Here is a 24483-nt window from a genome sequence, read left to right on the forward strand (position 1 = left end):
TCAGAACCCCCGCCCCGAGACGCCCACCGAGATGATCGCGTCGGCCGCGGGCGGGTTGGACACGTCGGACTCGATGCACAGGCAGTACCGGTCGCAGTCCAGCGCGGGCCACGACGGCGGCGCCCCGTTCTGGCCGTACACGTCCGCCGAGGACTCGCAGGAACCGCCGCACTCCACCACCGCCCGGCCGATCTGCCCGTCCAGGGTGAGCGCCCCGCCCGCGGGCACGTACCGGACCGTCCACGTCGCCGCCGGGTCGCAGCGGCCCGCGTCGGCGATCTCCTCGCACGTCAGGGCGGCGTCGGTGTCCGCCCGCTCGAACAAGGAGAGGGTCACGTTCCGCAGGTCCGCCGAGCCGGCGCGGACGGTGATCATGGGGGCGTCGACCGCCCACCGCGGCCGGCCGGACACGTCCAGGTCGTAGCAGTCGCGCTCCACCGCCAGCGGCAGGCAGAAGCAGCTGCCGGGGGCGTCGGCCGTGGGAGGGGCGGGCGGGCGGCACAACGGGTCCGCACAGCCTGCCGCCGGGTCGGGGCAGGCCGCGAGCCGGCATCCGCCCCCGCACCCCTCACCGGCAGCGGAGTGCAGGCACCAGGTCACGCACGTGTCCGTGCCGTCCGCCGGCGGCGGCACCTCGAGCAACGGGGCCGTGTCGGTCCACAGCCACGGCACCCCGGCGGTCAGGACGATCTCCACGGTGAGGATGTCCGCGCCGGCCTGGCACGCCCCGGCCGCGCAGCCGTCCCCGGTCCGCGCGGTCACCGTGGGGCCCTGCGCCAGCGCGACGCGGCGCACGGTGCGCCGGTGCCGCGCGTTGAACTCCTCCGCGGTCACCTCCTGACCGGGGCAGCAGTTGTACAGCGTCAGGCAGTCCCCGTCGCAGCCCGACCCGCCGCCGCACCCGGCCAGGGCCTCGCCGAGCCAGTGCAGCCCGTAGTCCACGCCGCAGCACGTCGAACCGAGCAGGATGCCGGTGATCGTGATCGTGCCCGGCTGCACCCGTGCCGGGCCGATGCTCGCGCCGCCGGCGACCGCCGCGGTCGACGACCGGCGCACCGGGTAGTCGTCCAGGCCGTCCACGCTGAGGACCATCAGCCCCGCGAACTCGGCGGACTCCGGGACGTCGGGGTCGTACCACGGCGCCTCGTCGGACGCGGGGTCGGTGTACGGCAGGTCACCGACCAGGTCCGCGGTGAACGTCGGACAGCTGCACGCGCCGCCCGAGGTGAGCGGGGAGCCGACCGACTGCAAGTAGGCGTCCAGGCGGGCGTGGTTGGCGATCTCCACACCGCCCAGGGCCAGGTACCACTCCAGCGCCATGTCTACAGCCACCCTCCTGCCGTGGCGAGCCGCGAGACGACGCGGTGCGCGGTCGCGTGCGCGTCGCCGGCCTCGTGGATCGTGAAGTGGTTGACCACCTGCGGGCCCGCGGTGCGGGGGCTCGTCCCGGTCATCCGGTCCAGCAGCGCGGTCAGCCCGGACTGCTCGGCGAGCTGCGCGGCGCGCTGCGGCCGGGTCAGCGGGATGACGACCTCGGGCCCGGCCTCGCCGATCAGCGCGCGCGTCGGGCCGGTCACGATGCCGCCGTTGGCCAGGCCCGGGATCAGATCCCGCACCCCGGACGGCAACCCGCTCTTGATCTTCGCGGCGATGTCGCCGCCGATGTTCCTCACCGCCTTGGAGATCGCCCCCGGCAGACCGGAGAAGAGGCGGACGATACCGGCGATCAGCCCGGTGACTGCCTTGGTCACGGCCGACCCCGCCGACGAGAACGCGCCGGCGACGACCCGGCCCACGCCCGACAGGGCCGATCCGATCCGCCCGGGCAGCCCGGCCAGGTAGGCGACGACCCGCCCGCCGAATGACGTTGTCGAGGCGTACGCGGACGTGCCGGCCGACCGGAACGCCCCGGCCACCACACCCCCGAGTGCACCCAAAGCGTGGCCGGTGCGCCCCGGCAGGGCGGCGAAGAACGCGACCGTCGCGGCCCCCCACGTCGCAAGCGCGGCCAGCGTGGCCGATCCAGCCGCGGCGAACGCCCCGGCCACGACGGTGCCGAGCGCTGCCAGGGCTCCGCCGACGCGGCCCGGCAGCGCGGCGAAGAACGCCCCCACCGTCAGACCGAAGGCGGCCACCGCGGCGAGCGAGACTGTGAACGCGGTCGTGAACGCGGCTGCCAGGACGGGGCCGAGGCTCACCAGGGCGCCTGCGATGTCGGTCGGCAGCCGGAAGAACAGGAAGATCACGCCGGCGAGGGCGGTCAGCAGGCCGATCACCGCGTACGCCACCGCGCTGGTGAACGCGTCGTACAGCAGCCCGGGCAGCGCCTGGAGCGCGGCGAGGATCAGTCCGGGCAGCGCGACGAACGCGGCGACGACGGCCGCGGTCGCCGCCGACAGCGCACCGCCCAGGACCGATGCGAGCGAGGACAGGGCGGAGCCGAGCTGGCCGGGCAGCGCTACGAAGAACTGGCCGACCGCCTGCAGGCCGGCCTCGACCACCGGGATTGCGGCGGCGATCGCCGAGGAGAACGCTCCGGCGATCACCGAGCCCAGCGCGGACAGCCCCGCGGTGATCAGCCCCGGCAGGGCGTGGATGCCGTTGTAAACCCCCGTCAGCGCCTTGGCCAGGTTCACGATGACCGCGACCACCGCGCGGACGATCGGGACGGTGGTCCTGATGTAGACCCACGACGCGAAGGCCAGGCCGACGCGCAGGATCGGCGCCTCGATCCGCACGAGCAAGGCGTCGAACGGCACGATCGCCTTGAGCAGGTCCGCCAGCGGCGGCAGCAGCGGCACCAGGGCCGCCACCAGGGCGTTGAACGCGTCGACGACCGGCGGCAGCGACGGCAGCAGCGAGGTCAGGACCAGCGCGACCAGCGGCGCCAGCGCGGCGACGGCCTCGTTGAGCGCGCCGCCGACAGAGTCCAGCAGCGGCACCAGGGCCTGGGCCGCGGACCCCAGCGCGTCGCCGAGCGCGGCCGCGACCTGGCTCACCGCCGGCAGAAGCGGCTGGACCGCGGCGAGCAGGCCGTCCAGGAACCGCGTCAGCGGCGGCAGAAGCGGCAGGACGATCTTGAGTGCCGCTGCCAGCACCGTCGACAGCAGCACCCCCAACTGGTCGATCAGCGGGGAGAGCTGACTGCCGAGGCTCGCCAGGACCGGGCCCAGAGCAGCGGCCAGCGTCCCGAACGCCGGGACCACCGCGCTGACCAGGACCCCGGCCAGCTGCACGAACGGCGGCAGCAGAGCCCCCAGCCCGGCCGCGAGCGGCGCAAGCCCGGCCAGCGCGGGCACGAGCGCGCCGGTCACCGCCCCGACCAGCTGAACGATCTGCGGCAGCACCGCGGCGAGCCCGGCCCCCAGCGCCTTCCCAACGGACGCTCCGGCGCCGGCCACCCCGGTGGCGAACGCGCCGAGAGCTCCGGTGAGCTGCGGCAGGATCTGGACGAGCGGCCCGGCCAGCGACGACAGCAGCGGCCCGAGAACACCGGTGGCGATCTTCAGGGCGTCGCCGACGACCGCGTTGGCCGCGACGCTCAGCTGCGTCAGCAGCGGCAGAACCGGCTGGATCGTCTGCCGCAGCGCGGCGAAGACCTGGACCAGCGCCCCGACCTGGCTGCCGCCCCCGGCCGCCAGCGCGCCGAGCACGTCGCCGACCAGGCCGCCGATCTGGACCAGCAGCCCGCCCAGCTGACGAAAAACCCCCAGGGCCCCCTGCACCCAGGCGACGGCCCGCCCGCCGGCCGCGGCCTCCTGCAGGAACGCGCCCAGCCGGATACCGACGCTGCCGATCGCGTCGCCGACCTGCGTCCCGAACGCCGACGTGATCGCCGCGCCGAGCTGGACGAACCCGGCGACGACCGGCTCAATGCCGATCGCCAGCCCGCGCGTCGCCTCGGCCGTGCCAGCGAGGATCTGCCGGACGGATTCGACCGCGGTGGCGGACTTGAGGAAGAACGCCACCGACGCGCCGGCCGCGCCGAACAGGTTCGCGATCAGCGACAGGCCGCTCTTCAGCGGCCCCGCGAGCGCCTTGGCTACCGCGGTGATCTGCCCGGCCAGCGGCTCGAACAGCGCGCCTTGGACGCTGCTGCGCAGGGAGTCGAAAGCGGGCTTGAGAGCGCGCAGCTCCCGGGCGGCGGCCTGGGCGTTCGGCGAGAGCGACTTGAGCGCCTCGTCGAACTTTTTCTCGTCGTCGCCCAGCGCCGCGCCGAACGCGTCACCGACGCCGGTGAGGGCCAGGCGCAGGGCACCGAATGCCGCCGCACCGCCCAGGATCGCGGCGGGCAGCGCCGCGGCGATCCCGACCAGCGGAGTCAGCGACGCGGCGAACGAGGCGACCTGGCTCGCCGCGGACAGCGCGGCGGTCCCGATCGCCGCGAACTTCAAGCCCTTGAGCAGGACCCCGCCGACGCTCCCCGCCAGGGACAGCAGTCCCCGCAGCGACCTGGTGAACAGGTTGCCGTCGGCGGTGACCGGCACCGACAGTGCCGGCAGGTGGTGCGCCCGCAGCCGCGCATCGAACCCGGTGAGGTCCGGGGAGACCGGGACGTTGATGCCGCCCAAGCCCCGTAGGCCGGCCAGCAACTGGGCGTCGAACCGGGCCAGATCCGGCGAGACCGGGACGTTGATGCTGCCCAGGCCGCGCAACCCGGCCAGCAGCTCGGCATCGAACCGAGACAGGTCCGGAGAGACCTGGACCTGAACGCGGACGCTGCGCAGCTGCCGCTCGATCGAGCGGCCGATGCCACGGATCTGACGGTCGATCGCCGACGCGATCCGGTCGCCGAGCGCGCGGGCCTCGGCGGGAATGCCGGAGTCGTCCAGCTCGATCCGGATCCGCGCCGATCCGTCGACGTCGTCGGCCACCGGGCATCTCCACGTGTGACGTGGTGGATGCCCGGCCCAAAACCAGCGGCAGCCCGGCTATGCCGGGCGGTATGCCCAGGTTAGCGGCCGCCCTGCCGCATGGCGGCAAGCTCGGCGTCCTCCGCGGCGACCTGGGCCAGCACCGCAGTGGCAGACGAAGGCGCGCCCGCTACCGGGCCCCTGGCCGGCGGCCGGCGGCCGGGCGGAGGCGCGTACAGCTGGGCGCGAATCCGGGACCGCTCGGTGTCATCCTCGGCCGTCTGGTACATCGACACCTCGGCGGCGTTGAGGAGCCGCCTCAGCGGCCACGCGCGCGGGTCGATCCCCTGGAGCGCGAGGACGCCGTCCCAGGTGTCCCACCCCGCGGCGATGTGGTCGAGGAGGCGGGCGACGACGTAGGAGGGCGCGAGCCGTCGTTACCCCCGTAGATCTCCATGGCCCACTCCAGCAACTGCATCACGATCCGGTTCGGCAACTTGACGTCGGCGAACCGGGCGGCCGACTCCGGCAGCATCAGCGACGCCAGGAAGTCCCGGACGGCACCGATCGCCTCGCGCAGATCCGACGTCTGGAGCAGCGCCAGATCGTTGCCGCCTCCGAGCTGGAGCCCGGAGTACCGGTCTTTCAACTGCTCGTACGAATCAAGGAACGCGTCGCCGTCGACCTCGGGCTGGAACTCCAGCACCAGGTCATCGCCGATCTCGGCGACGTGCGGCTCGGTGTGAAGGGAAAAGCGTTTCGTGGCCATGGCGCAGCTCCACGCGGTACGTGGTGGATGCCCGGCCCAAAACCAGCAGCAAACCGCAGCGTACCGGCACAGACCGTCGCACTTGCCCGGCCCGGACGGTCACCCGCCCCGGGGCCGGCCAGGCCCGCACAGTGGCCTACAGGGCTTCTCGCAGGGCATCGCCCAGGAAGTCGGTCGCCCGGTTCCCCGGGTGCCGCACGTACGCCGCGTACACCGTCCGGCCGCCGACCTCGAACCGCAGCACCCGCCGGCGCGGCCGGATGATGTGCGGCCTCGTGCCGTGGATGACGTACTGCGACGCGGGGTGCTCGCTCACGACGTAGGCGACCAGGCCGCGACCAGTGTCCTCGACGCGGGTGGTGATGTGGTCGGCCATCGTGCCCGGCGCGAGCTGCCGCGCCCGCACCGCGACCCGCTCGGCACGGCGCTGCAGCAGCCGCGCGCCGATCCCGCCCGGCCGCCTGAGCGCGCGCTCGATCACTGTCGGGTCGATGTCCACACGGACGCTCACGGCGACTCCTCGCTCGGACAGGCGTAGCAGCCCGGAATGGCCACGGTGACGCGCTGCTCGACGCCCACACAGCCGCCGTCCGGCCCCAGGATCTTGGACTGCCCCAAGACGAACCTGCGGCCGCGCGGCGCCGTGCCCGGAAGGCAGCACGTCAGCGCGTTGGCGACAGTGGCCATGTCGGTGTAGACGACCTTCGCCGACGCGGCGATCTCCTCGCACGACGGCGGACAGCCCTCGTCGTTCAGCGTCGGCGTGCACCGCAACAGCGTGATGACGAACTCCGCGGCCGTCGTGGGCGGAGGCGTACACCCGCGCAGCCCCAACACGGTCTGGTCGACGGCGGGGAAGTTCGTGGACGGGTAGATCCGGGCCACGTTGACCGTGAGCTGGCCGCACTTCCCCAGCCCCTCGCACGCCCCGTCACAGTCGTCCCACGCCGCCGTACCGGGCACCACACACGACCGCTCGGGACAGCCCGGCTGACCCTCGACCACCGCGGCCGTGGCCTCCAGCTCGGCGCACAGGCACGCGAGGACGACTTCGGCCAGGTCGAAGATCGCCGTGGGGTTCATGGCCATTGCTGCATCCTCGGCCGCCGCAGGTCCGGGCTGTAGACCCGCGACGCCGACGGCTGGTTGTAGGGATTGACGGTGGCGAGCCACATGTCCACGCCCGGCAGCCCGGTCCGGCCGGCGGCGAACACGATCGTCGGGTCGAACGTCTCGACGGTGACGCCCTGGCGGTACGCCAACGTGGAGCCCTGGCGGGCGAGCTTGGTGGTGTTCCCCGGCAGCCGGCACTGCTGGCCGGGCAGGCACGCCTTGACCAGCTCGCACGTCAGCTCCGACACGGCGGCGATGGCGGCCTCGTCCAGATGCAGCCCGATCCGGTACGTCACGCACACGGTGCCCGGCTCGCCGCACGGCAACGTCATGTCCTGGCACTCCGGCCAACAGCCGCCGTCGGTGCGCACGAGCAGGTTCGGGACGTCGACCCGGTATGCCTCGGGCGCCAGGGCCTCGCCGTCGACCAGGACCTCGGTGACGTCGTACACGGGCCCGTCAAGGCGGACCTCGCACAGCTCGGTGCACGAGCACGACGACCGGCACCCGCACGTCGCCGCGTTCCGCCACACCCCGTCAGGCCCGAGGTAGGGGGTCCACCCGCCGGTCGACGGGCCGAACGTCGCCCACGATCGCATGGTGTCCAGGCACGGACGCCCGCAAGGTCTCACCGTGACGGGGCAGGACGGGCCCCAGCGGCGCCCGGACAGCCGCCACAGGGTGATGGATGCGACGCGCCGCCACCGTTCGATCAGGGCGTCGTCTGTGCCTTCCGGCAGGTCACAACAGGCCGGCTCGAACGGCCACGGGTCGCACACGTCCGGGGTCACCGGCCCCGGTCCTTCTCGTACGGTCCGGGCACGGGGAACGCGGCGCGGATGAAACGGCCGACCAGTCCGTGCGCGAAGGTGTCCGGCGACGTGGACAGAAACGGCGCGCTCTGCGGGAATTGCGGCGACCTGGTGAGGATCTTCGGGTCGGAGATCTCCCGCCCGCCGACCTGATGGAGGTTGCCGTACAGCGTCCGCTTGTGCAGCACCTCCAGGTGCGCCCCGACCTCCAGGGTCTCCCGCACGCGGGCCTTCGTCATCGGCATCGGCACATGCAGCTCGTAGCTGAGCGGCTGACGGTGCCCCAACTCGCCCAGTAGCTCCCTCGTTTCGCGCAGCCCCCGCAGGTACGAGCCGTTGGGGCGGTGGGCGTAGTACCGCTCGACGCGGTCCAGCGGCCCGCGGTGCAGCACCGGCATGGACACCAGCGGCCGCATCAGGAAGAAGTCGTCGTTGAAGTACAGGAACTCCTCCGACACCTCCTCGTGCTCCACGGCCGCGCGCAGATTGGCCGTGGAGCCCTTGTACTTCGTCGCCTGCGGCTCGACCGGGATGTGGCCGGCGTGGCGCACCCACGGCGGCATGTGCCCGGCGATCCACACCCGGCCGTGCGGCAGGTTGGCCAGAGAGCGCAGGCTGTAGCGCAACTCCTGGTTGGTGTTGCCCGGCCGGACCGGGTACACGATGTCGGGCGCGGCCATCGGTCAGGACGAGGTGTCGCAGAGCACGGGCACGTAGTCCGTGCTGGGCTCGGGCGGCTGGATCGACGTCACCAGGATGCGGCGGTGGCAGTCCGCGCCGAGCGGCGACAGCATCGGCCCCGCCGTCCCGGCCGCGTCCTGCGCGAGTACGTCGTACGGGCCCTCGCCCCACTTGCCGCCCGCCCGCGTTGCCGCGTCCAGCGTCAAGTTCACCGCGCCGTCCGCCAGCGTCAGGTCACCGATCTGCCCGTTGGTCAGCCACGGCGACAGGATGTAGATCCACGCGCCGTCTCCGGTCGCCTCCTCCGGGCACACGTCCTCGCCCAGCACGTCGGCCCACACCTCCAGCGCGAAACCCGCGCGGCACGGGATGGAGCACGAGTCGAAACCGATCGGGGCGCCGTCGAACCCGAACACGACCGGGCTGCCGGTCATGATCTCGATCATCTCGGGCGACGCCTGGAAGAAGGTGTACGTGACGTCGAAGCCGTTGAAGGTCGGGCAGCCCTTCTTGAAGCCGCAGGTCCGCCCGTTGGCGGCCTTGAACTGGATGTCGGTGCCGTCGTCGACGTTCGCCTTGTACTCCACCGACGCGAAGCAGTCGGTCACGTAGCTGTTTTCGGGCCCGCAGACGGGCCGGCCGCACGCGTCCACCCTGGTGATCCGGACGGTCGCCGCGTTGGAGATCAGGGGTCCCGACATGGGGGCCTCCACCAGATGAGTGTGAGAGGCCCGGCCCAAAACCAGCGGCGACGCTCCCAGCATAGCCAGGAAGCGTCGCCGCGGGCCGTGGACGGTTACGCCAGAACTTCCTGGACGTCGGACAGGTTCCGCACCGGCATCCGCTCGTAGTCCTGCCCGGTCTCGGCGAGCCGGGAGTAGAACTCCTCCTCGGTGATCTCCGTCCAGTCGTCCGGCGGGGGCAGCACGCCACCGGACCGCATCAGGGACGTACCAGAGGGCGAGGCGTAGAACTTCACGGGGCGCTCCTTACGGGGTGTTCGTCTGGGTGTCAATCGTGGCGTCCGACACCCACGAGTGGATGGCCGTGATCTGCCCCGCTGTGACGCTGACCGCCGGGAACATGATCACCGAGGCGCCGGTGCCGGCCGGGATGCCCCAGCCCGACCAGTTCACCGAGCCGTTGCCGCGCTCGCGGTGCGCCGCGCCGACCGCGTTGATGTGCCCCCACAACGGGCGGATCTGGAGCGCGCCGCCGTCGACCTGGACGGCCACACCGAGCTGGAAGGCCGCGGCGGCGTTGTGCTCGATGTCCCACGTCCCGGCGTTCGTGATCTCGTAGCCCCAGGTACGGCAGTCGTTCCCCAAAAAGTTGGGCGGAACGTTGAACTGCTGGTTCGCGCCCGGGTCGATGATCACCCACCCGCCGGTCGGGCCGATCGGCGTGAGGAACCCGCCGGCGAAGTGCTCGACGTAGATATGGTCCATCGCGCTGTAGTGATCGGGCGGCGTCCACAGCTGCCCCGTGCCCGGGTCGCACTTGAGCGTCGAGTGCGTCGCCGCGTCGCACCCCCAGTCGTCGGTCCACGCAGCCTGGCCGGCAGCCGGGTTGACGGTGAACGGGTCCGCCGTCGTGCCCGCTCCGGTCAGGCCGCAGTCCACGGCCACGGGCGGCACGAACAGGCGGTTGTCGGTGCCCATGGTCAGCCGGTTACCGGCCTCGGACGACGGGGCCACCAGGAGGCCGGTGGGGCCTGCTTCCAGTCCGTTCGGCTCCGGCGCCACGATGGCGTCCGCCTTCACGATGTACGGATCGGCGGCCGTGCCGGTGCCGGTGACCGTGGTGTCCACGGTGGTCGTGTCGCCGGCCTGGACGACGGTCGGGGCTGCCGCGCCCGGCGTCGGGGTGAACAGGCCGCCGTCGGAGCCGATGACCGTGGTGTTGCCCGGGTCGGCGGACAGCTCGACGCCGAACGTGCCCGTCGCGGGGTCGTAGGTGGCCGGGCCGGTCGCCGAGAAGCAGCCGCGTACGTCGTCGCACTCCAGCGACAGCCCGCCCGGCCCCGACCCGAGGAGGTTCGTCCCACCACCCGGGGGCGCCGGGTCGAGCTTGACCGCGGCGGTCACGTCGTACGGGTCGGCCGCGGTGCCAGTGCCCGACAGCGTCAGGTCGACCGTCGAGGAGTCCGTCACCTCCAGGGCGGTCGCGGCTCCGCCGGAGGCCGGCGGCGCGAACAGCCCGCCGTCGGTGCCGAAGGCCACGGAGTTGCCCGCGTCGGCGGACAGCCGGGCCGTGATAACCCCGGTTGCCGGGTCGTACCCTGCTCCGTCCCCGGCGGAGAAGCAGCCGCGTACGTCGTCGCACTCCAGCGACAGCCCGCCCGGCCCCGCTCCGAGGAGGTTCGTCCCGCCGCCTGGGGGCGCCGGGTCGAGGATGACGGCCGCGCCGACCTCGTACGGGTCGGCCGCGGTGCCGGTACCGGACACCGTCACGTCGACGGTCGGCGAGTCCTGGGCCTGGACGACGGTCGGGGCCGCCGCGCCGGGGGGCGGCGTGAACAGGCCGCCGTCCGAGCCGATGACCGTGGTGTTGCCCGGGTCGGCGGACAGCTCGACGCCGAACGTGCCGGTGGCCGGGTCGTAGGTGGCCGGGCCGGTCGCGGAGAAGCAGCCGCGTACGTCGTCGCACTCCAGCGACAGCCCGCCCGGCCCCGCTCCGAGGAGGTTCGTCCCGCCGCCTGGGGGCGCCGGGTCGAGGATGACGGCCGCGCTCACCTCGTACGGGTCGGCCGCGGTGCCGGTACCGGACACGGTCACGTCGACCGTGGTGGAGTCCTGCGGCTCCACGATCGTCGCCGCCGCGGCCGGAGCGAACAGCCCGCCGTCGGTACCGAAGGTGACGACGTTCCCGGCGTCGGTCGACGGCCGCGCGTCGATCTCGCCGGTTGCCGGGTCGTAGGCGATGCCGTCCCCGCCGGTCAGGCAGCCGCGCACGTCCGCGCACTCGACGTAAACGCCGTTCGGTCCGGCGTGCGCCAGATTCGAGCCGCCGCCGGGCGGGGCCGGATCGAGGATGACGTCCGAGCTGATCACGTAGGGGTCGGCGGCGGTCCCGGTACCGGCAACGGTGGTGTCCACCGTCGTGGTGTCGGCGGCCTGGACCGGGGTGGGCGTGCCCGCGTCGGCACTGATGACGTACGGCGTCGTGGGCGATCCGTTGCCGTCGACCGTCACCCCCGGTCCGGCGGTGACAGAGCAGTTGCAGCGCGGGGCGCCGCAGCATGAGGCCATGGGGAGGCTCCTCGATCGTGAAGGGAGGAGCGCCCGGCCCACAACCAGCGGCGTCCAGTCGAGTCTAGGCGCGCGGGGCGCGGTTCAGGGGGCCACGGCGTGCGCGTGGACAGTGACCCCTTGGGCGGCCACACCAGGGCCGAGAACGCTGATCCCCAGCACGGTCACGCCCGTGGTCACCAGCACCTCGAACGTCGTCGCCGCCGCGGTGTTGGAGATGATCCGCGCCGTGCGCACGCCGACCGACGCCGCCTCGATCGCATGGGTGACGACCGGGGGCACCCCGAACGCCCCCGCCGGCCAGATGAACGTGACGTGGCCGTTGGAGTCCGTGACGCCCGTGGCCCGTTCGATCCGCTGCGGCAGCGCCTCGTAGTCCCCGGCCGTGCCCATCAGATCTCGCGCGTGCTGCTGACGAGGAAGTCGGCCCCGGCCACGCCCGTGAACACGAACGCGTCCTGCAACGACTCGCCCGCCTTGCCGCCGGTGTCCACACCCCACGACAGCGACGTCCCCGCAGCCACGGCCACGGCCGCGCCGCCGCCGATCGCCACCGTCGGGCTCCCGGCGTAGACGACGAGCGTCACCGATCGGGCACCGGCCGGGATCGTGACCGTGCCCGCGCCGCTCTGCCGCTGGAGCGTGGAGTCGATCAGCGGGGCGGCCGGCGCCGCCCGCTGCTCGCAGCGCCGTACGGTCCCGACCGCGGTGTAGTCGGCGCCGTCGAGGGTCGCGTCCTCGGGGACCAGGGCCCCGGTGTCATCGACGGTGAAACGGCGCAGGAACGCGCCGTTGTCGTCGCACAGGATCTCCGGCTCGGCATCTTGCCTACCGGCGACGCTCCCGCCCGTTCCGGCCACGGCTCGCCTCCTTCGGCTGCTCGCCGCCGGTCTGTGGCACGGCCGCGGTACGGGCCGCCTCGGCGGCGGCCGTCTGCACCTCGGCCCATTCCTCGGCGGTGATCTCCTCGTGCCCGGCGTTCAGGAGCACGGCGGCCCCCTCCTCGGTGAGGTTGCCGTGCTGCTGGACGCCGCCGTCCTGGTCGCGGAAGTAGCGGGTGGTCATGCTGTCCCCTAGTCGCTGATCTTGACGTAACTGACGGTGGCGACAACGCCGACCGCGTCACCGCTCTGGAACGTGGTTCCGGCGACCGCCCCGTATGCCTGGACGGTGTCGCCGCTGTTGAGCGCCACGCGGGCGCGCAGCAGCGTGGACGCGGACTGCGCCGTGAAGAAACTGTCAGCAGTCGAGTAGCTGAAGACGAGCACGGGGCGGTCCAGGACGACCGTGGAGTTCACCCGAAGCTGCGCCGTAAGGCCGGCGTCAAAGGCGTTCCGCGCGATCCCGCCGCCCATGTTCATCACGGCCCGCGCGTCCACGAACACCTCATAAACGCCGGCCTCTGGGACCGTGACGGTGGAGAGCTGCACGGGTACACCCAGGGCCACACTGCCGTAGAAGGCGCTGCCTTCTGACCCCTGCCCGTAGGCCGGGGACAGGCGGGCCCCGATGGCGAAGGTGTCGGCCGGCCCCTCGGTGACGTCGATGTCCACCGACCGCGCCGTCCCGGCCGGGACCGGGGCGCCGCCCGTGACGGGCACGACGTTCGTCGTGTCCGTAGGCGTCGGCACGTACAGGCGGCCGTCCGATCCGAGCGCGAGCGCGTTGCCCGCCTGCGCCGAGGGCGCCACGAGGAGGCCGTCAGGGGCGACCTCCAGGGCGTTCGGGTCGGCCGCGAGGTTGACCGTGGCGAGGAGAGCGTTACCGGCCGTGCCGTCGCCCTCCAGGTCCACGGTGGGGGTGTCCTGGACGGTGACCGCGGCCAGGCCGCCGCCCCCTCCTCCGCTGCTGGAGCCGCCTCCGCAACACCACATCTTCGCACCCATGGGCTACCTCCTCCTTGATCGTGGTCTGTGGCCCGGCAATCTGGCCGGGCCACAGAGGTTCCGTCAGCCGTCGAGCGTGTCCTTGTGCGTGAACGACACGATGTAGTCCGATCCCGGCTGCCCGGTGAAGCTGATCCCGTTCGGGGCGATCACGGCGTCATCCACATCCGCGACACTCCACGTGAGGGACACCCCCGCCGGGACAAGCGCGGGACCGCTGCCGCTGTTGACCTGCACGTCCCCTGCCAGGACGACGAGCGTGACCGACTGGAGGCCGGGGAAGGCGTCGGTCGGCGAATACGGGGTGGTGTTGTCCGTGAACCGCTCCGCGCCCGTGCGGACGTTCGTGTCGGCCGCTTCACCCTCGCATTCCACGACGGCCTGCGTCACAGGTGGCGTGAACGGGGTGCCGTCGGCGGTCTCCAGCCGAGACGACACGAAGTCGCCCGTAGTGGCGTCGTACACGTTGACCCGGTACGCGTAGCCGCGCGGTGACTGGTCGTTGAAGATGTCGCGCACGCACATGCGGGTCCGGGTCACCGAGAACCGGGCGGCGGGCTCGTCCTCGGCGGCGGGGCAGTCGATCGGGTTGGCCGGGGCGTAGGGCGCTTCGAAGTCGCCATCCTCATACGTACCGACGAGGAGCGGCGCGCCGACGCCCTCGGGGTCGACCGACCACAGCTCGACGTATCGGACCTCTCCGATGCCGTCGCCGTCCAGGTCGTCGCACCCGCACCGCTCGACCAGTTGCCGGCCGCTCGCCGTCGTGCCGCCGTCGTCGCAGCAGTCGCCCGTGCACGGGACGATGACCGCGCCTGTGACGACCTGCCCGGTGTTGGCGTCGCGGACCGTCGGCAGGCCGGTCACCGGGTCCACCGTGACGAACCCGGCAGACGTCCCGCCGTCCCCGCCGGCCGCGCCGATCTCGACGGCGAAGGTCACCGTGCCGTTTCCGGACAGGGTGACGACGGTGCCGTCGGCGAAGTCGAGCCGGTCGAACGCGGTCGGGGTGTCCGTGATGATCGTCCCGGCGTATCCGGCCGGGGCGTGCCAGGTGAGGGTGTGCGGTCCGGCGGTCTGGGTGAGCTGCCCGCCCGCGTAGGCCAGGCCGTCCGCTGCACCCTCGACGGTGGCGGTGACCTCCTGGCCGCCGCAGTCGAGCGTGAGGAGCGCTTCGTAACCGGCGGTGACCAGGCCGATCTCACGCCATCCGATGTCCACGTTCACTGAACCTTCGGACGGCGGGACCTTCGCGATGTTCGACAGGCGCATGATGGCAACGCCGTCCACCTGCCCGCCGAGGTCCGTGAGGCACGCAAGGTCGTAGTTGTTGGAGGTCGGGCGGCAGGCGTTGAGCGGCCCGGTCCACAACGTGTTCCCGTCGGAGTCCAGCAGGGTCAGCGTCGCCGACCCGATGCCGTCGCGGTCGATGAGGCTGTTCCCGAACGCGTTCCACAGGTTCACGCCCGTCACATTGCTCGCGGGCGGGGTGATCGTGTAGTCGATGACGACGCCGGTGTCGCCCTGGAAGTCGTTGCAGTTGATGACGCCGAGGCCGGTGTCCGGGCCGCCCGCCGCGCTGGTGTCGCCGTTGTAGGTGGACTCCGGGCGGACCCCCCAGCCCTGCGGGTTCTCCACGACCACGGCGTCCGTGATGTCCGGGGCGGTCAGCTCGGTGAGCGTCACGGTGTCACAGGTGACAGGCGGGACGGTGGGGGCGGTGTAGCAGACCGGGGTGAGGCTCGCCGTCGTGCTGTCCGGGCAGACGGAGACGCTGCCCCCGGCCGGGATGGTCGCCGGGTCTCCGGTGACAGCGTCGACCAGGCGCGGCGCCCCGGTTGCGACTCCCGCCGTGTCGTAGACCTGCTCGGCGCGCACCCGCTGCACCACCGCGCCCGTGCTGTCGAGGATGCACAGGGGCCAGGACTCAACGTCGAACCCTGCGTCGCCGCCCGTGCCTCCGGGGCACGGCACGATCGTGGAGTCCTCCGGGATGCCCGGCTGCGGGTTGCCGTCCCCGTCGAGGTAGGTGATCGAGCCGTCCGAGCAGGTGGTACGGAGCCACTGCTCGAACGCGGACGCGTCGACGTCGTACGTCACCACCAGGTGCATCATCACGCCGGTTGCGCCGCTACCGAACACGGTCTCCTGGCCGTGCAGGTAGATGGTGTTCGTGCCCGCCTGTGCGCCCGGCACAGCGGCCGGGCCGAAGGTGTAAGCCGCGTCGTTGTGGTCCGCGCCGACGGGCTGCCAGGGGCCCTCGTTGAGCCGCCACTCCACCGCCATCTGGTCGGCGTTGAGGACGGTGGACTCGACCTGGATGGTGGCCGGGTCCGCGAACGCCGGCAGCTCGAAGGAGGCCCGCGCGTACCAATCCGGGTTGGCCGCTGTCAGGTCCGGCCCCTCGTTGGGCAGGCCGGTGCTGACGGTCGAACTGTTGGGGTGCTGCGACACCCAGTGCGCCGTGCCGCCCGGCGTGCCCGGGTCGGTCACGGTCCAGCCGGGGAAGACGCCGACCTGGTACATGTCGTACCAGGGGCCGGCGAGGCTCATGGACGACCACTTCCACACCGGGTCCACGTCGCCGGTCGTGCGGTTCTCGGCGTTGCTGATGAACTCCACGACCCCGGAGGGGCGCACGCACAGGGGCGTGCTCGTGCAGTCCACGGGGCGGCACTGGCCCACGGTGCCGGTCGGGTCCGGGACGTAGTCCGCGCCGTCGAGGGTGTAGTCGTTGTAGCCGGTGATGATGCCGGTGGCGTCTCGGTGGTAGTCCCGCACGAACTCCGTGACCGTGCCGTCCACGGCGGTGTGGCACAGGCTCACCGTCTCAGAGGTCGGGCAGCAGGCCGCGGGCTCGGGCTCGGTGGTGGCGGGCTGGCACTGGACGGCCACGCCGCCGACGTCGTACGGCGCTCCGTCCAGGGTGCTGTCGTAGTGGGTGACGACCGTGCCGGTCTCGCAGTCCGTGACGATGTTCCGGAGGAACTGGACGGGTACGGCGTCGGTGCAGCCCTCCAGCTCCAGCGTGGCCGTGAACTGGCAGGCCGTCCAGCTCTTGGCGCCGAGGTGGTAGGTCTCCAACATGAGCGCGACGCGGATGTCTCCGGCGGTGATCTCGGCCGGGGTGACGGGCGCGGTGACGGTGAGAGTGCCCTGCCAGCCGACCGGGGCCCACGCCAGCGCGTTGTGCGCGGCGATCTGCGTCGTCCCCCGGAACAGGCGCAGGGCGCCGTCCCAGTCCTGGCCCGTGTCGGGGCCGTCGTTGCGTACGCGGACGGAGATCGTCAGGTTGGCGGTCGCCTCCTCGCAGCCGGTCAGGTCGGCCGTGAGCCGCCCGGTGGCAGCCAGGTGCTCCTGAGCTGGGCCCGGTCCGGCCGGGTAGATGAGCGTGCCTCCAGACCACAGCGGACCGTAGGGTCCGGGGTGGTTCTGGAACTGGGTCTGCCCGACCGCCGCCACGGTGGAGTCCGTGATCGTCGGGGCGACCGCCGTAACGCCGTCAGTCGGCGCGTCACACAGGAGGACGGTGGTCGTGTTGTGGCACGTCTCTGGGTCCGTGCTGCTGCTCACCCCGGTCTGGCACTGGTCGACGGTCCCGGCCGGGAGGTAGGGGGTGATCCCGTCCAGGAGGGTGTCCGTCACGGTGGGCGTGCCGTCGCAGGAGCGGCAGAGGTGCCGCAGGAACGGGCCGCCGGGCACCACGGAGACGGCGCCCGCCCAGTAGGTGAAGAAGATGCCGCACCGGGCGACACGGCTGTTCGGCGCCGGGGCCGTCGTGAAGGTCGTGACGGCGCTGGAGGTGCGGAAGCGGGCGCTGCCGATCACCTGCGGGTCCGTCGTGTACGAGCACGGGTCGGCGGGGCTGCCGTCAGACGTTCGGGTCAGCACGCCGGTTGCCGGGTCGTAGGCGTACCCGGTCGGCAGTGAGACCGGCTCCAGGCCGGCGGGGAGCTGCGCATGGTTCAGCGCCGGCTGCGTCGCGCTGTAGGCGACGTATACGGAGAACTCCACGAACGAGGGCCGGGAGAACGTCCACTTCGTCGGCGTGGTCGTGGCGAGGGGGAAGGACGGCAGGCCCCACCAGGAGCCGTCCGCGTTGTTCCTCTGCGGCGCATACGTGGCGTTGCTGGGGCTTGTGGACGTCCAGCTCACCCCGTTGGACAGGGTGCCGGAGGCGGCTGTCCCGGTGATCCGTACGGGCGCCGCGGTGGGCACGTCGCACAGGAGCAGCGTTTCGCAGTCGGTGCAGCTGTCTGGCTGGCAGACGCCCACGGTGCCGGTCGGGTCCGGGGTGTAGGCGGTGCCATCCAGGAGGTAGTCCGAGTGCGCGGTGATGGCGCCCGTCTCGTCCCGGCGGTAGTCGCGGACGAACTGGGTGACCGTGCCGTCCGTGGCGGTGTGGCACAGCACCACGGCGTCCTGCTCGGGCTGCGCCGTCCCGGTCGGGCAGGTGGTGACGGTGACCCCGGCCGGCGGGGTGTAGGTGTCGCCGGTGACGGCGTCGACCAGGCGCACGGAGGCGATGGCGCCGGTGTCGTCGTAGGTGTACTCCACGAGGACCAGGCCGACCACGTCACCCGTGGCGTCCTCCAGGGCGCAGAACGTTCCGGAGACCTGGATGGAGCGGGAGTCCCCGCACGCCACGGTGCCCACGGGGACGGTGCCCGCGGTCCACGCGCCGCTGGTGAGGTTGAGCCACCCCTCGCTGGTGATGGTGCCGGTGCAGTCCCGGACCACGGTCACGGCGATGGGCGTCCCGTCCGCGAGGCACAGGCCCACGCTGGTGACGGGGGTGGTGGGGGAGGCACAGCCCGGGTCGGCAGGGCACGGGACCAGGGTGGGGGCGGTGACCTCCGCGCCGGTCTCCACGTCCACGTACCGGACGGCGGGGTCATCGCACCCGGCACAGCGCACCACGGCGGCCGGGCGCACGCTGGTGCCGTCGTCGTAGCAGACCTGGCCGAGGACCAGCGGCGCGGCCGGCGCCCCGTCGTCGGTGGGGCAGTCCACGGGGTTGGCCGGGGTGTAGGGCTGGGTGAAGTCTCCGTCAAGCCAGGAGCCGAGGAGCGCCGGGTCCTCCTGGCCGCCCGGGTCTACGGACCAGAGCTCCACGTACCGGTTGATGAGCGTCCCGTCCCCGTTGACGTCATCACACCCGCAGCGCTCCACGACCTGGAGGCCGCCGGTGGAGCTGGTGGGGCCGCACACGCCTACGGTGGCGGTCGATGTGTCGTAGGTGGTGACGCCGTCCAGGGTGGTGTCCGTGACCGTGGCGGTGCCGGTGCAGGTGCGGCAGATGTGCCGCAGAAACGGCACCGGCACCGGGTCAACGTGGACAGCGCCGAAGAACCAGGTTCCGAACTCCGCGCAGGGGGACGCAGTCGACCGCTCACCGAGGTACAGCAGGGTGAACGATTCCACGGGTCCCGCCAGACGGAACCGCGCCGATACGCCCTCTGTCGGATTCGTCAGACCGGCACAGTCCCCGGCACGCGTGTCATCGACCGACACGATGCTCGTGGCCGGATCGTAGGAGTAGCCCGGAGGCAGGCTGATGGGTTCGGCCCCCGGCGGAAGCTTCGCACGGTTACCGCCCACGGTGTCCTCGTACGCGGTCCACATCAGGAACACGGAGAACTCGACCGCAGCTGACCGGTTGAACGTCCACGTGGTCGGCCCCACCGGCTGGTTCGGGAAGATGGCCGTCCTCCACCAGGCCCCGTCTTCGGTCGCGCGGTCGGACACGTCCGGAGCGTTCTGGCTGCCGGTCACCTGCCAGGCCACACCATTGGCGAGCGTGCCGCCCGAAACATCCAGGCCCTGAATGACCTCATCGCCACCCAGCGGCTGGTCACACAGCAGGACGGTCTCGCAGGAGCACTGCTCCGGCGGCGGGCACGGCTGGAGCGTGCCCTGCACGAGGTAGTCCGCGCCGGTGACCGGGTTCACGGTGCGAGTACCGACCCGTAGCCCGGTGCTGGTGTCGTAGACGGCCTCCACGAGGGCCTGTGCGGCGACTGTGCCGTCCGCCAGCACGTCGCACAGCAGCGACCCCTCAACGTCCATACGCGCCGCGGCGGGTGCGCTGAGCACCACCGGGCTACCGCATCCGCATCCGCTCACAGCGTGATCTCCTTGGTGTACGTGACGGTCACGGTGCCGTCGACGGCGGTGATGACCAGCGGGCCGGTCAGGCGGGCGTGAACGTCGCGGGCGACCGTCCAGGCGGCGGTCTCGCCGTCCGTCAGCGGGCTGGTGCCGTCCGCCGTGGTGACGGTGCCGGTGCCGGTGCCGCCGGACGCCGTGGCGGTGACGGCCTGGAGTGTCGGCACGGTGGCGCCGTCCCAGGACTGGCCGGGGGCGAGGACCAGGCGGCCGGCTTGGACGCCGAAGACGTCGGGGGCGCCGAGGTCTGCGTTGCAGTCGATCGGGGCGACCGGCGCGTACGGGGCGGAGTAGTCCGGCAGGTAGGCGCCGATGCTGGTGACCGCGCCCGAGCAGTCGACCGCCAGCAGCTCGACGTAGTCGGTGTCGGCGGCGCCGTCGCCGTCCGCGTCGTCGCACCGGCACGACTCCAGCACCGACTGGGCCGGGCAGTCCGGTTCCGGCGGGCACAGCCGGACCGTCCCCACTGCCTCGTAGCCGGTGCCATCGAGGTGGTAGTCGGTGTGGCCGACGATCAGCGTGTTCTCATCGCGCCGGTAGTCCCGGACGAACGGGCCGTTGTCGTCGCACAGCACGACGAGATCGGCGTCGGGCTGGGCCTGGCCGGTGGGACAGGTCCGCAGCTCGCCTTGCAGGTGGTAGGTGCTGCCGTCGGCCGGGTTGAGCAGCTGCACGGAGGCGAGGGAGCCGTCCGGGTTGTAGGCGTACTGGACGAGGGCCAGGCCGAGGACGTCACCGGTCGCCGGGTCGGTGTCGCACAGCACGCCGGCGAGTTCGAACGCCCCGGGGTCGGTGCAGGCCCCGGTGCCGGCCGGGGGCGCGCCCGCGCTGTACTGCCCGGTCTGGAGGTTGAGCCAGCCGTCACGGGTGGTGGTGCCGTCGCAGGCGCGGGAGACGATGACGGCGATCGGATCGCCGTCGGCGAGGCACAGTCCGACGAGGGCGAGCGGCGGGCTCGGGTCGCAGTTCGGGCAGGCGCCGACGTTGCCCTGCACCAGGTGCGGTGTCTGCCCGTCGAGGGCGACGTCCTCGTACGAGGCGGTCCCGGCGACGAACGTGTACCGGCGCAGGAAGGGGCCCGAGTCGTCGCATAGGAGCATCGTCTCCAGGTCGGGGCACCCGTACGTGCAGGTCACCGGCGCGACGGGCACGTACGGCGTCGAGGGGTCGTCCCGGTAGGTGAGCACGAGGGTGGCCGTGCCGTCGGCGGCCACGCACCACAGCTCGCTGTAGGTCGTGTCCGCGGTGCCGTCGCCGGTGGTGTCGTCGCAGAGCTGTCGGCAGATCGTCTCGACGCACCCGGAAGTCGGCGCGGTCTCGCAGGGGCCGGCGTCGGCGGGGGCCGGGCCCGCGGTGAACACGCCGGTGGCGGGGTCGACCCAGCCGACGACGGCCGGGTCCTGCGCGGCCGTGCCGCAGGTGACGCACGGGGACCTCACCACGACCAGGACCGCGGTGCCGTCCGCGCGGCACAGCGGCGAGGTGGCGATCGACGGGGAGCAGTTGCACGCCCCGGGGGTGCCACCTCCGCCCGGCTCGCAGGGGATCGGCTCGACCGGCATCCGTCAGTCCTCCGGGTGCTTCTGGCGGCGATGGGCGTCCCGGCCGCGCTCGGTGGTGAACTCCTTGTCACAGCCGGGGCACGGGAACACGCCGTCCGGCAGGTCGGCAGGCTCGTCGGCAGGGTCCGGGGCGGGCAGCGGCGTGGAGTCAGGCCCGTACGCCTCGGCGGGCACCTCGGGCAGCGGCTCGCCGGGCACGGCTTCCCGCACCTCGGAGAAACCGGCCGCGGTGGCGACGCCGAGAAGTTCGCCGGCGTTCTGCTCGTCCTCCAGGGGCGACACGTACCGGTGGCCGTCCACGGTGGCGCCGATCAGCACCGGCTCGGGCACGTCGGTGAACAGGTGGGGCGGGACGGCGAACGTCGAGGTGCCGACGGTGCGGACCTTCGGAGTCTGGGCTGTGGCCCACACGGCGAAGGCGCGGCGCAGCTGCGGGGTGGGCTGGACATGGATCATCGGGCGCACGGCCCCTCCCAAGGTCAGGGGCACAGGGCCACGTTGATGGCGCAGATGGAGCAGGTGGTGCCGACGACGACGGTGCGCTCCGCGAGGACGCGCTGGTCGTTGTAGCGGCGGTCGATGGAGGGTCCGGCGCGGTCGGGGATGACGTCGACGGGGCCGCGGCGGACGACGACCGGGCCGGAGATGTACAGCCACGCCGTGCCCGGGTCGGCGGGGACGCCGCCGGGACCGCTGTTCTCGTAGGAGTAGCCGGCGCCGATGATCGCGCAGTTCCCCGCGAGCGTGGACGGCGTCCCGCCGGTCAGGGAGAGGACGTTGCAGCAGCCGAGCAGGGCGGCAGCGCCCGCGGGGACGTGCAGGACGCCGATCCCGCCGTACGTCTCGGCAAGGCACCCCTCCAGCGCGGCGACTCCGGCCGCGAGGTTCACAGGACCGTCGGGCGGGGTGAGGTCGACAGCGCGGGGCGCGAGGCCGTCTCGCCAGAAAGCGGCCTCGATCGCGCGCTGCTCGCCGAGCTCCAGTGTCGCCCTGACCTGCTGGACGGCCTCGGCGTACGACCAGCCCATGGTGGAGCAGATCGCGCCCGCGTAGATCGTGTGCGGCGCGGCGTGCTCCGTCTGCGGCGAGCAGAACTCCTTGGGCGGGGAAGACCCCAGCGGGCCCGGGGACTCATCGCCCGGGGACTCCTCCGCGCACCAGTCGGTGTCGCGGACGGGGCAGCAGCCCAGGCTCATCCACTCAACGCCGTTGAGCTGGTGGATCTCGTCGTCGGTGACGTCGATGATGTCGGCGCAGCCGCCGAGGATGCCGTGCGGCAGCGGCGTGCCGGGGATGGCCTCGACACGGGCGCGCAGACCGGGTGACGGCACGGGCCGACCTCCTCACGTGGAACGGGGGGCGCCGGGCCGGCCTCGTGGACGGGGCGGGGCCGGTCCCGGCAGTTGTGGGTGGTCAGGCGATCGGGCAGTCGATGCCGAGCTGCTCGCCGGTGCGGCCATCCGGGCACACCGGCACGGTCACGACCCGCGCCTCGGAGTTGCGGGCGATCAGCGCGGTGCACTCCTCGGTGAAGAGGGCGGTGAAGTCGTTGGTCTGGAACTTGGTCGAGTCGTGGATCACGCCGAGGCTGATCTCGCCGCCGCGGCCGGCCTCGAACGTGCCGGCCGGGTAGATCAGGAACGGGATCGAGGCGGGCCAGGTGGTGGCCGGGTTCGTGCCGCCGATCTGAGTGGGAACGGCCGGGTTGAGGCCGCGGGCCCACTGGATGGAGATGCCGAGCTGGGCGAACGCGCTGATGATCTCCTGGACGTTGATGTCCGCGACGCTGACGCCGTTCTGGCGGGCGATGTCGGCCAGCATGAGGTTCTTGCTCCACCAGGGGAAGACGACCTCGATGCTGATGTTCTGGCAGAGGCTCAGCTTCTCGGTGAGGTCGGCGGCCTGGAGCGCAACGGCGGCGAACAGTGCAGAGAACGCACCGAACGTCGGCGCGATGGTGACTGCGGTGGACGCGGCGAGGGCGGCGGTGAACAGCTCCTGCTTGATGCGGATCTCGTGGGCGATCATGGCCTGGGACTGGTAGAACGCCACCAGCTCGGGGAAGTGGCGCTGGGTCAGGATGCCCGCCTCAAGGCAGGCGCCGATGGCCTCGCAGCGCACCTCCACCGGGTCGGGGCACGGAATTTTGAAGCAGGGTTTCGGGTTGCCGGCGATGTCGTCGGCCTCGGTGTGCACCCAGGTGAGGGTGGAGACGTCGAGGGACGGCATGGGGAAGTACCTGAGTCCGCCGCGGGCGAGCTGGATCTCGGGCAGGTCCCACAGCATCTCCGGGCAGGACATCCCGGTCAGCGTGTACACGGTCTCGGAAGGCGCGCACCAGCCGCCGGACGCGACGAGGTTGCCGCCTTCCAAACGGTTCTGCTCGCCGGCGAGGATGACGGCGCGGGTGCCCTCCGTGCCGCTGGAGCTGTCGTTGACGATCAGCTCCTTCTGGAAGGGCAGCCGGTAGGAGGCGGTCAGGCCGACGCCGCCGCCTGCGGTCTTGAGGGCGTTGGCGCGGCGGATGATGCCCTCGGTGACGCCGTCCATGTCGAGGGCCTGGCCCGGGGAGTAGCCGGGGACGTCCACCGAGGCGGTGATCTCAGGGCGCGGGTTGGGGTCCTGGGGGAGGACGGAGGGCTGGCGGCGGCGCACGCCGGACAGGTCGATGGTGCGGCGCGGCTGCGCGGCCGAGGCGGTGGCGTCCGGCTCCGGCGTGGCCGGGGTCTCCGCGGCCAGCTCGGGGTCGGTGTCGTCGCTGGGCTCGGCGGGGGTCTCGGCCGGGGCGTCGCCGCGGACCTGGGCGGCGAGCGCGTCGATCTCGGCTGCTGCGGCTTCGGCGGCTGCGTCGCGGGTGGCCTGTTCGGTGCGGATCGCATCGACGCCGGCAGCCAGCGCGCGGAGGGCGGCCAGGTCGTCGGTGGTGAACGTCGCGCTGTTGCTGAGGGCGTCGAAGGCGCGGACCGCACCTTCGAGCGCGGCTGCCAGTTCCTCGGCCGAGAGCGCGGCGAGGTCGTCGGGGAGGGTGAACTCGGGCTCGTCGGCCACGCGAGTCTCCTGGTGGTGCGTAGGAGACTCGGCCCGAAACCAGACAGTCGGTGGGTTCTACGGGAATGGTAGCTGGCATGGCACGCGCCGGGGCGCGGCGCGTGCCGTACGCCGTGGCGTCACATCAGGAGGTGACGGACGCCTTCGTGCTGGTGGTGGCCGGTGCGGTCTTGCCGCCGGGCAGGACCTCCTCCACGGTGCTGTCCTTGTAGCGTTTTGCCACCGCCTCCGCCGTGGGCTTGCTGGTCGAGGAGTAGACCACCTTCCCTTCCGGGGTGGTGACCTTGTAGGTGGTCTTGTTCTTGTTGCCGCATGCGCAGCCCATGGGGTCCTCCGTTGA

The 24483-nt window shown here is 72.4% G+C and carries 20 protein-coding genes; all 20 read right to left on the reverse strand.

Features of this window, described 5'->3' with window-relative positions; genetic code table 11:
• The gene (locus VSR01_RS17050) at positions 1-1332 is read right to left on the reverse strand and encodes a hypothetical protein (protein ID WP_326449901.1); all 1332 of its coding nucleotides are present in this window, start codon (positions 1330-1332) and stop codon (positions 1-3) included.
• Positions 1323-4874, reverse strand: a complete 3552-nt coding sequence (locus tag VSR01_RS17055; protein WP_326450068.1) for a hypothetical protein — start codon at positions 4872-4874, stop codon at positions 1323-1325. The genes VSR01_RS17050 and VSR01_RS17055 overlap by 10 nt, the downstream gene beginning before the upstream one ends.
• Positions 4875-5172: 298 nt before the next feature.
• Positions 5173-5622, reverse strand: coding sequence for a hypothetical protein (locus tag VSR01_RS17060; protein ID WP_326450069.1), 450 nt, complete (start codon positions 5620-5622; stop codon positions 5173-5175).
• A 136-nt stretch (positions 5623-5758) separates the two neighbouring features.
• Complete coding sequence (locus tag VSR01_RS17065) at positions 5759-6133, reverse strand: hypothetical protein (protein ID WP_326450070.1); 375 nt, start codon at positions 6131-6133, stop codon at positions 5759-5761.
• Positions 6130-6711, reverse strand: a complete 582-nt coding sequence (locus VSR01_RS17070; RefSeq protein ID WP_326450071.1) for a hypothetical protein — start codon at positions 6709-6711, stop codon at positions 6130-6132. Before VSR01_RS17070 ends, VSR01_RS17065 begins: the two co-directional genes overlap by 4 nt.
• Positions 6702-7187, reverse strand: a complete 486-nt coding sequence (locus VSR01_RS17075; protein ID WP_326450072.1) for a hypothetical protein — start codon at positions 7185-7187, stop codon at positions 6702-6704. The genes VSR01_RS17070 and VSR01_RS17075 overlap by 10 nt, the downstream gene beginning before the upstream one ends.
• 335 nt (positions 7188-7522) lie before the next feature.
• A complete protein-coding gene (locus tag VSR01_RS17080; protein WP_326450073.1) occupies positions 7523-8227 on the reverse strand; it encodes a hypothetical protein in 705 nt (234 codons plus the stop codon).
• Positions 8228-8230: 3 nt separating this feature from the next.
• The gene (locus tag VSR01_RS17085) at positions 8231-8929 is read right to left on the reverse strand and encodes a hypothetical protein (RefSeq protein WP_326450074.1); all 699 of its coding nucleotides are present in this window, start codon (positions 8927-8929) and stop codon (positions 8231-8233) included.
• Positions 8930-9024: 95 nt separating this feature from the next.
• Entirely contained in the window at positions 9025-9207 is a 183-nt protein-coding gene (locus VSR01_RS17090) for a hypothetical protein (protein ID WP_326450075.1), read from the reverse strand.
• A gap of 10 nt (positions 9208-9217) precedes the next feature.
• Entirely contained in the window at positions 9218-11479 is a 2262-nt protein-coding gene (locus VSR01_RS17095; RefSeq protein ID WP_326450076.1) for a hypothetical protein, read from the reverse strand.
• Positions 11480-11563: 84 nt separating this feature from the next.
• Positions 11564-11872: a hypothetical protein gene (locus VSR01_RS17100; protein ID WP_326450077.1), complete on the reverse strand. Its 309-nt coding sequence runs from the start codon at positions 11870-11872 to the stop codon at positions 11564-11566.
• Positions 11872-12339, reverse strand: coding sequence for a hypothetical protein (locus VSR01_RS17105; RefSeq protein ID WP_326450078.1), 468 nt, complete (start codon positions 12337-12339; stop codon positions 11872-11874). Before VSR01_RS17105 ends, VSR01_RS17100 begins: the two co-directional genes overlap by 1 nt.
• Positions 12308-12544 carry a hypothetical protein gene (locus tag VSR01_RS17110; RefSeq protein WP_326450079.1) on the reverse strand — a complete coding sequence of 79 codons (237 nt, stop codon included), beginning with the start codon at positions 12542-12544 and terminating at the stop codon, positions 12308-12310. Before VSR01_RS17110 ends, VSR01_RS17105 begins: the two co-directional genes overlap by 32 nt.
• Before the next feature lie 8 nt (positions 12545-12552).
• Positions 12553-13365: a hypothetical protein gene (locus VSR01_RS17115; protein ID WP_326450080.1), complete on the reverse strand. Its 813-nt coding sequence runs from the start codon at positions 13363-13365 to the stop codon at positions 12553-12555.
• Positions 13366-13428: 63 nt separating this feature from the next.
• Entirely contained in the window at positions 13429-19491 is a 6063-nt protein-coding gene (locus VSR01_RS17120) for a hypothetical protein (RefSeq protein ID WP_326450081.1), read from the reverse strand.
• Positions 19488-21095, reverse strand: coding sequence for a hypothetical protein (locus VSR01_RS17125; protein WP_326450082.1), 1608 nt, complete (start codon positions 21093-21095; stop codon positions 19488-19490). Before VSR01_RS17125 ends, VSR01_RS17120 begins: the two co-directional genes overlap by 4 nt.
• A gap of 3 nt (positions 21096-21098) precedes the next feature.
• Positions 21099-21551, reverse strand: coding sequence for a hypothetical protein (locus VSR01_RS17130; protein WP_326453690.1), 453 nt, complete (start codon positions 21549-21551; stop codon positions 21099-21101).
• Positions 21552-21574: 23 nt separating this feature from the next.
• The gene (locus VSR01_RS17135) at positions 21575-22426 is read right to left on the reverse strand and encodes a cupin (RefSeq protein WP_326450083.1); all 852 of its coding nucleotides are present in this window, start codon (positions 22424-22426) and stop codon (positions 21575-21577) included.
• A gap of 82 nt (positions 22427-22508) precedes the next feature.
• Positions 22509-24143 carry a major capsid protein gene (locus tag VSR01_RS17140; RefSeq protein ID WP_326450084.1) on the reverse strand — a complete coding sequence of 545 codons (1635 nt, stop codon included), beginning with the start codon at positions 24141-24143 and terminating at the stop codon, positions 22509-22511.
• Positions 24144-24267: 124 nt separating this feature from the next.
• Positions 24268-24468: a hypothetical protein gene (locus VSR01_RS17145; RefSeq protein WP_326450085.1), complete on the reverse strand. Its 201-nt coding sequence runs from the start codon at positions 24466-24468 to the stop codon at positions 24268-24270.
• Between the last annotated feature and the right edge of the window lie 15 nt (positions 24469-24483).

Source organism: Actinacidiphila sp. DG2A-62 (assembly GCF_035825295.1).
Taxonomy (GTDB): Bacteria; Actinomycetota; Actinomycetes; order Streptomycetales; family Streptomycetaceae; genus Actinacidiphila.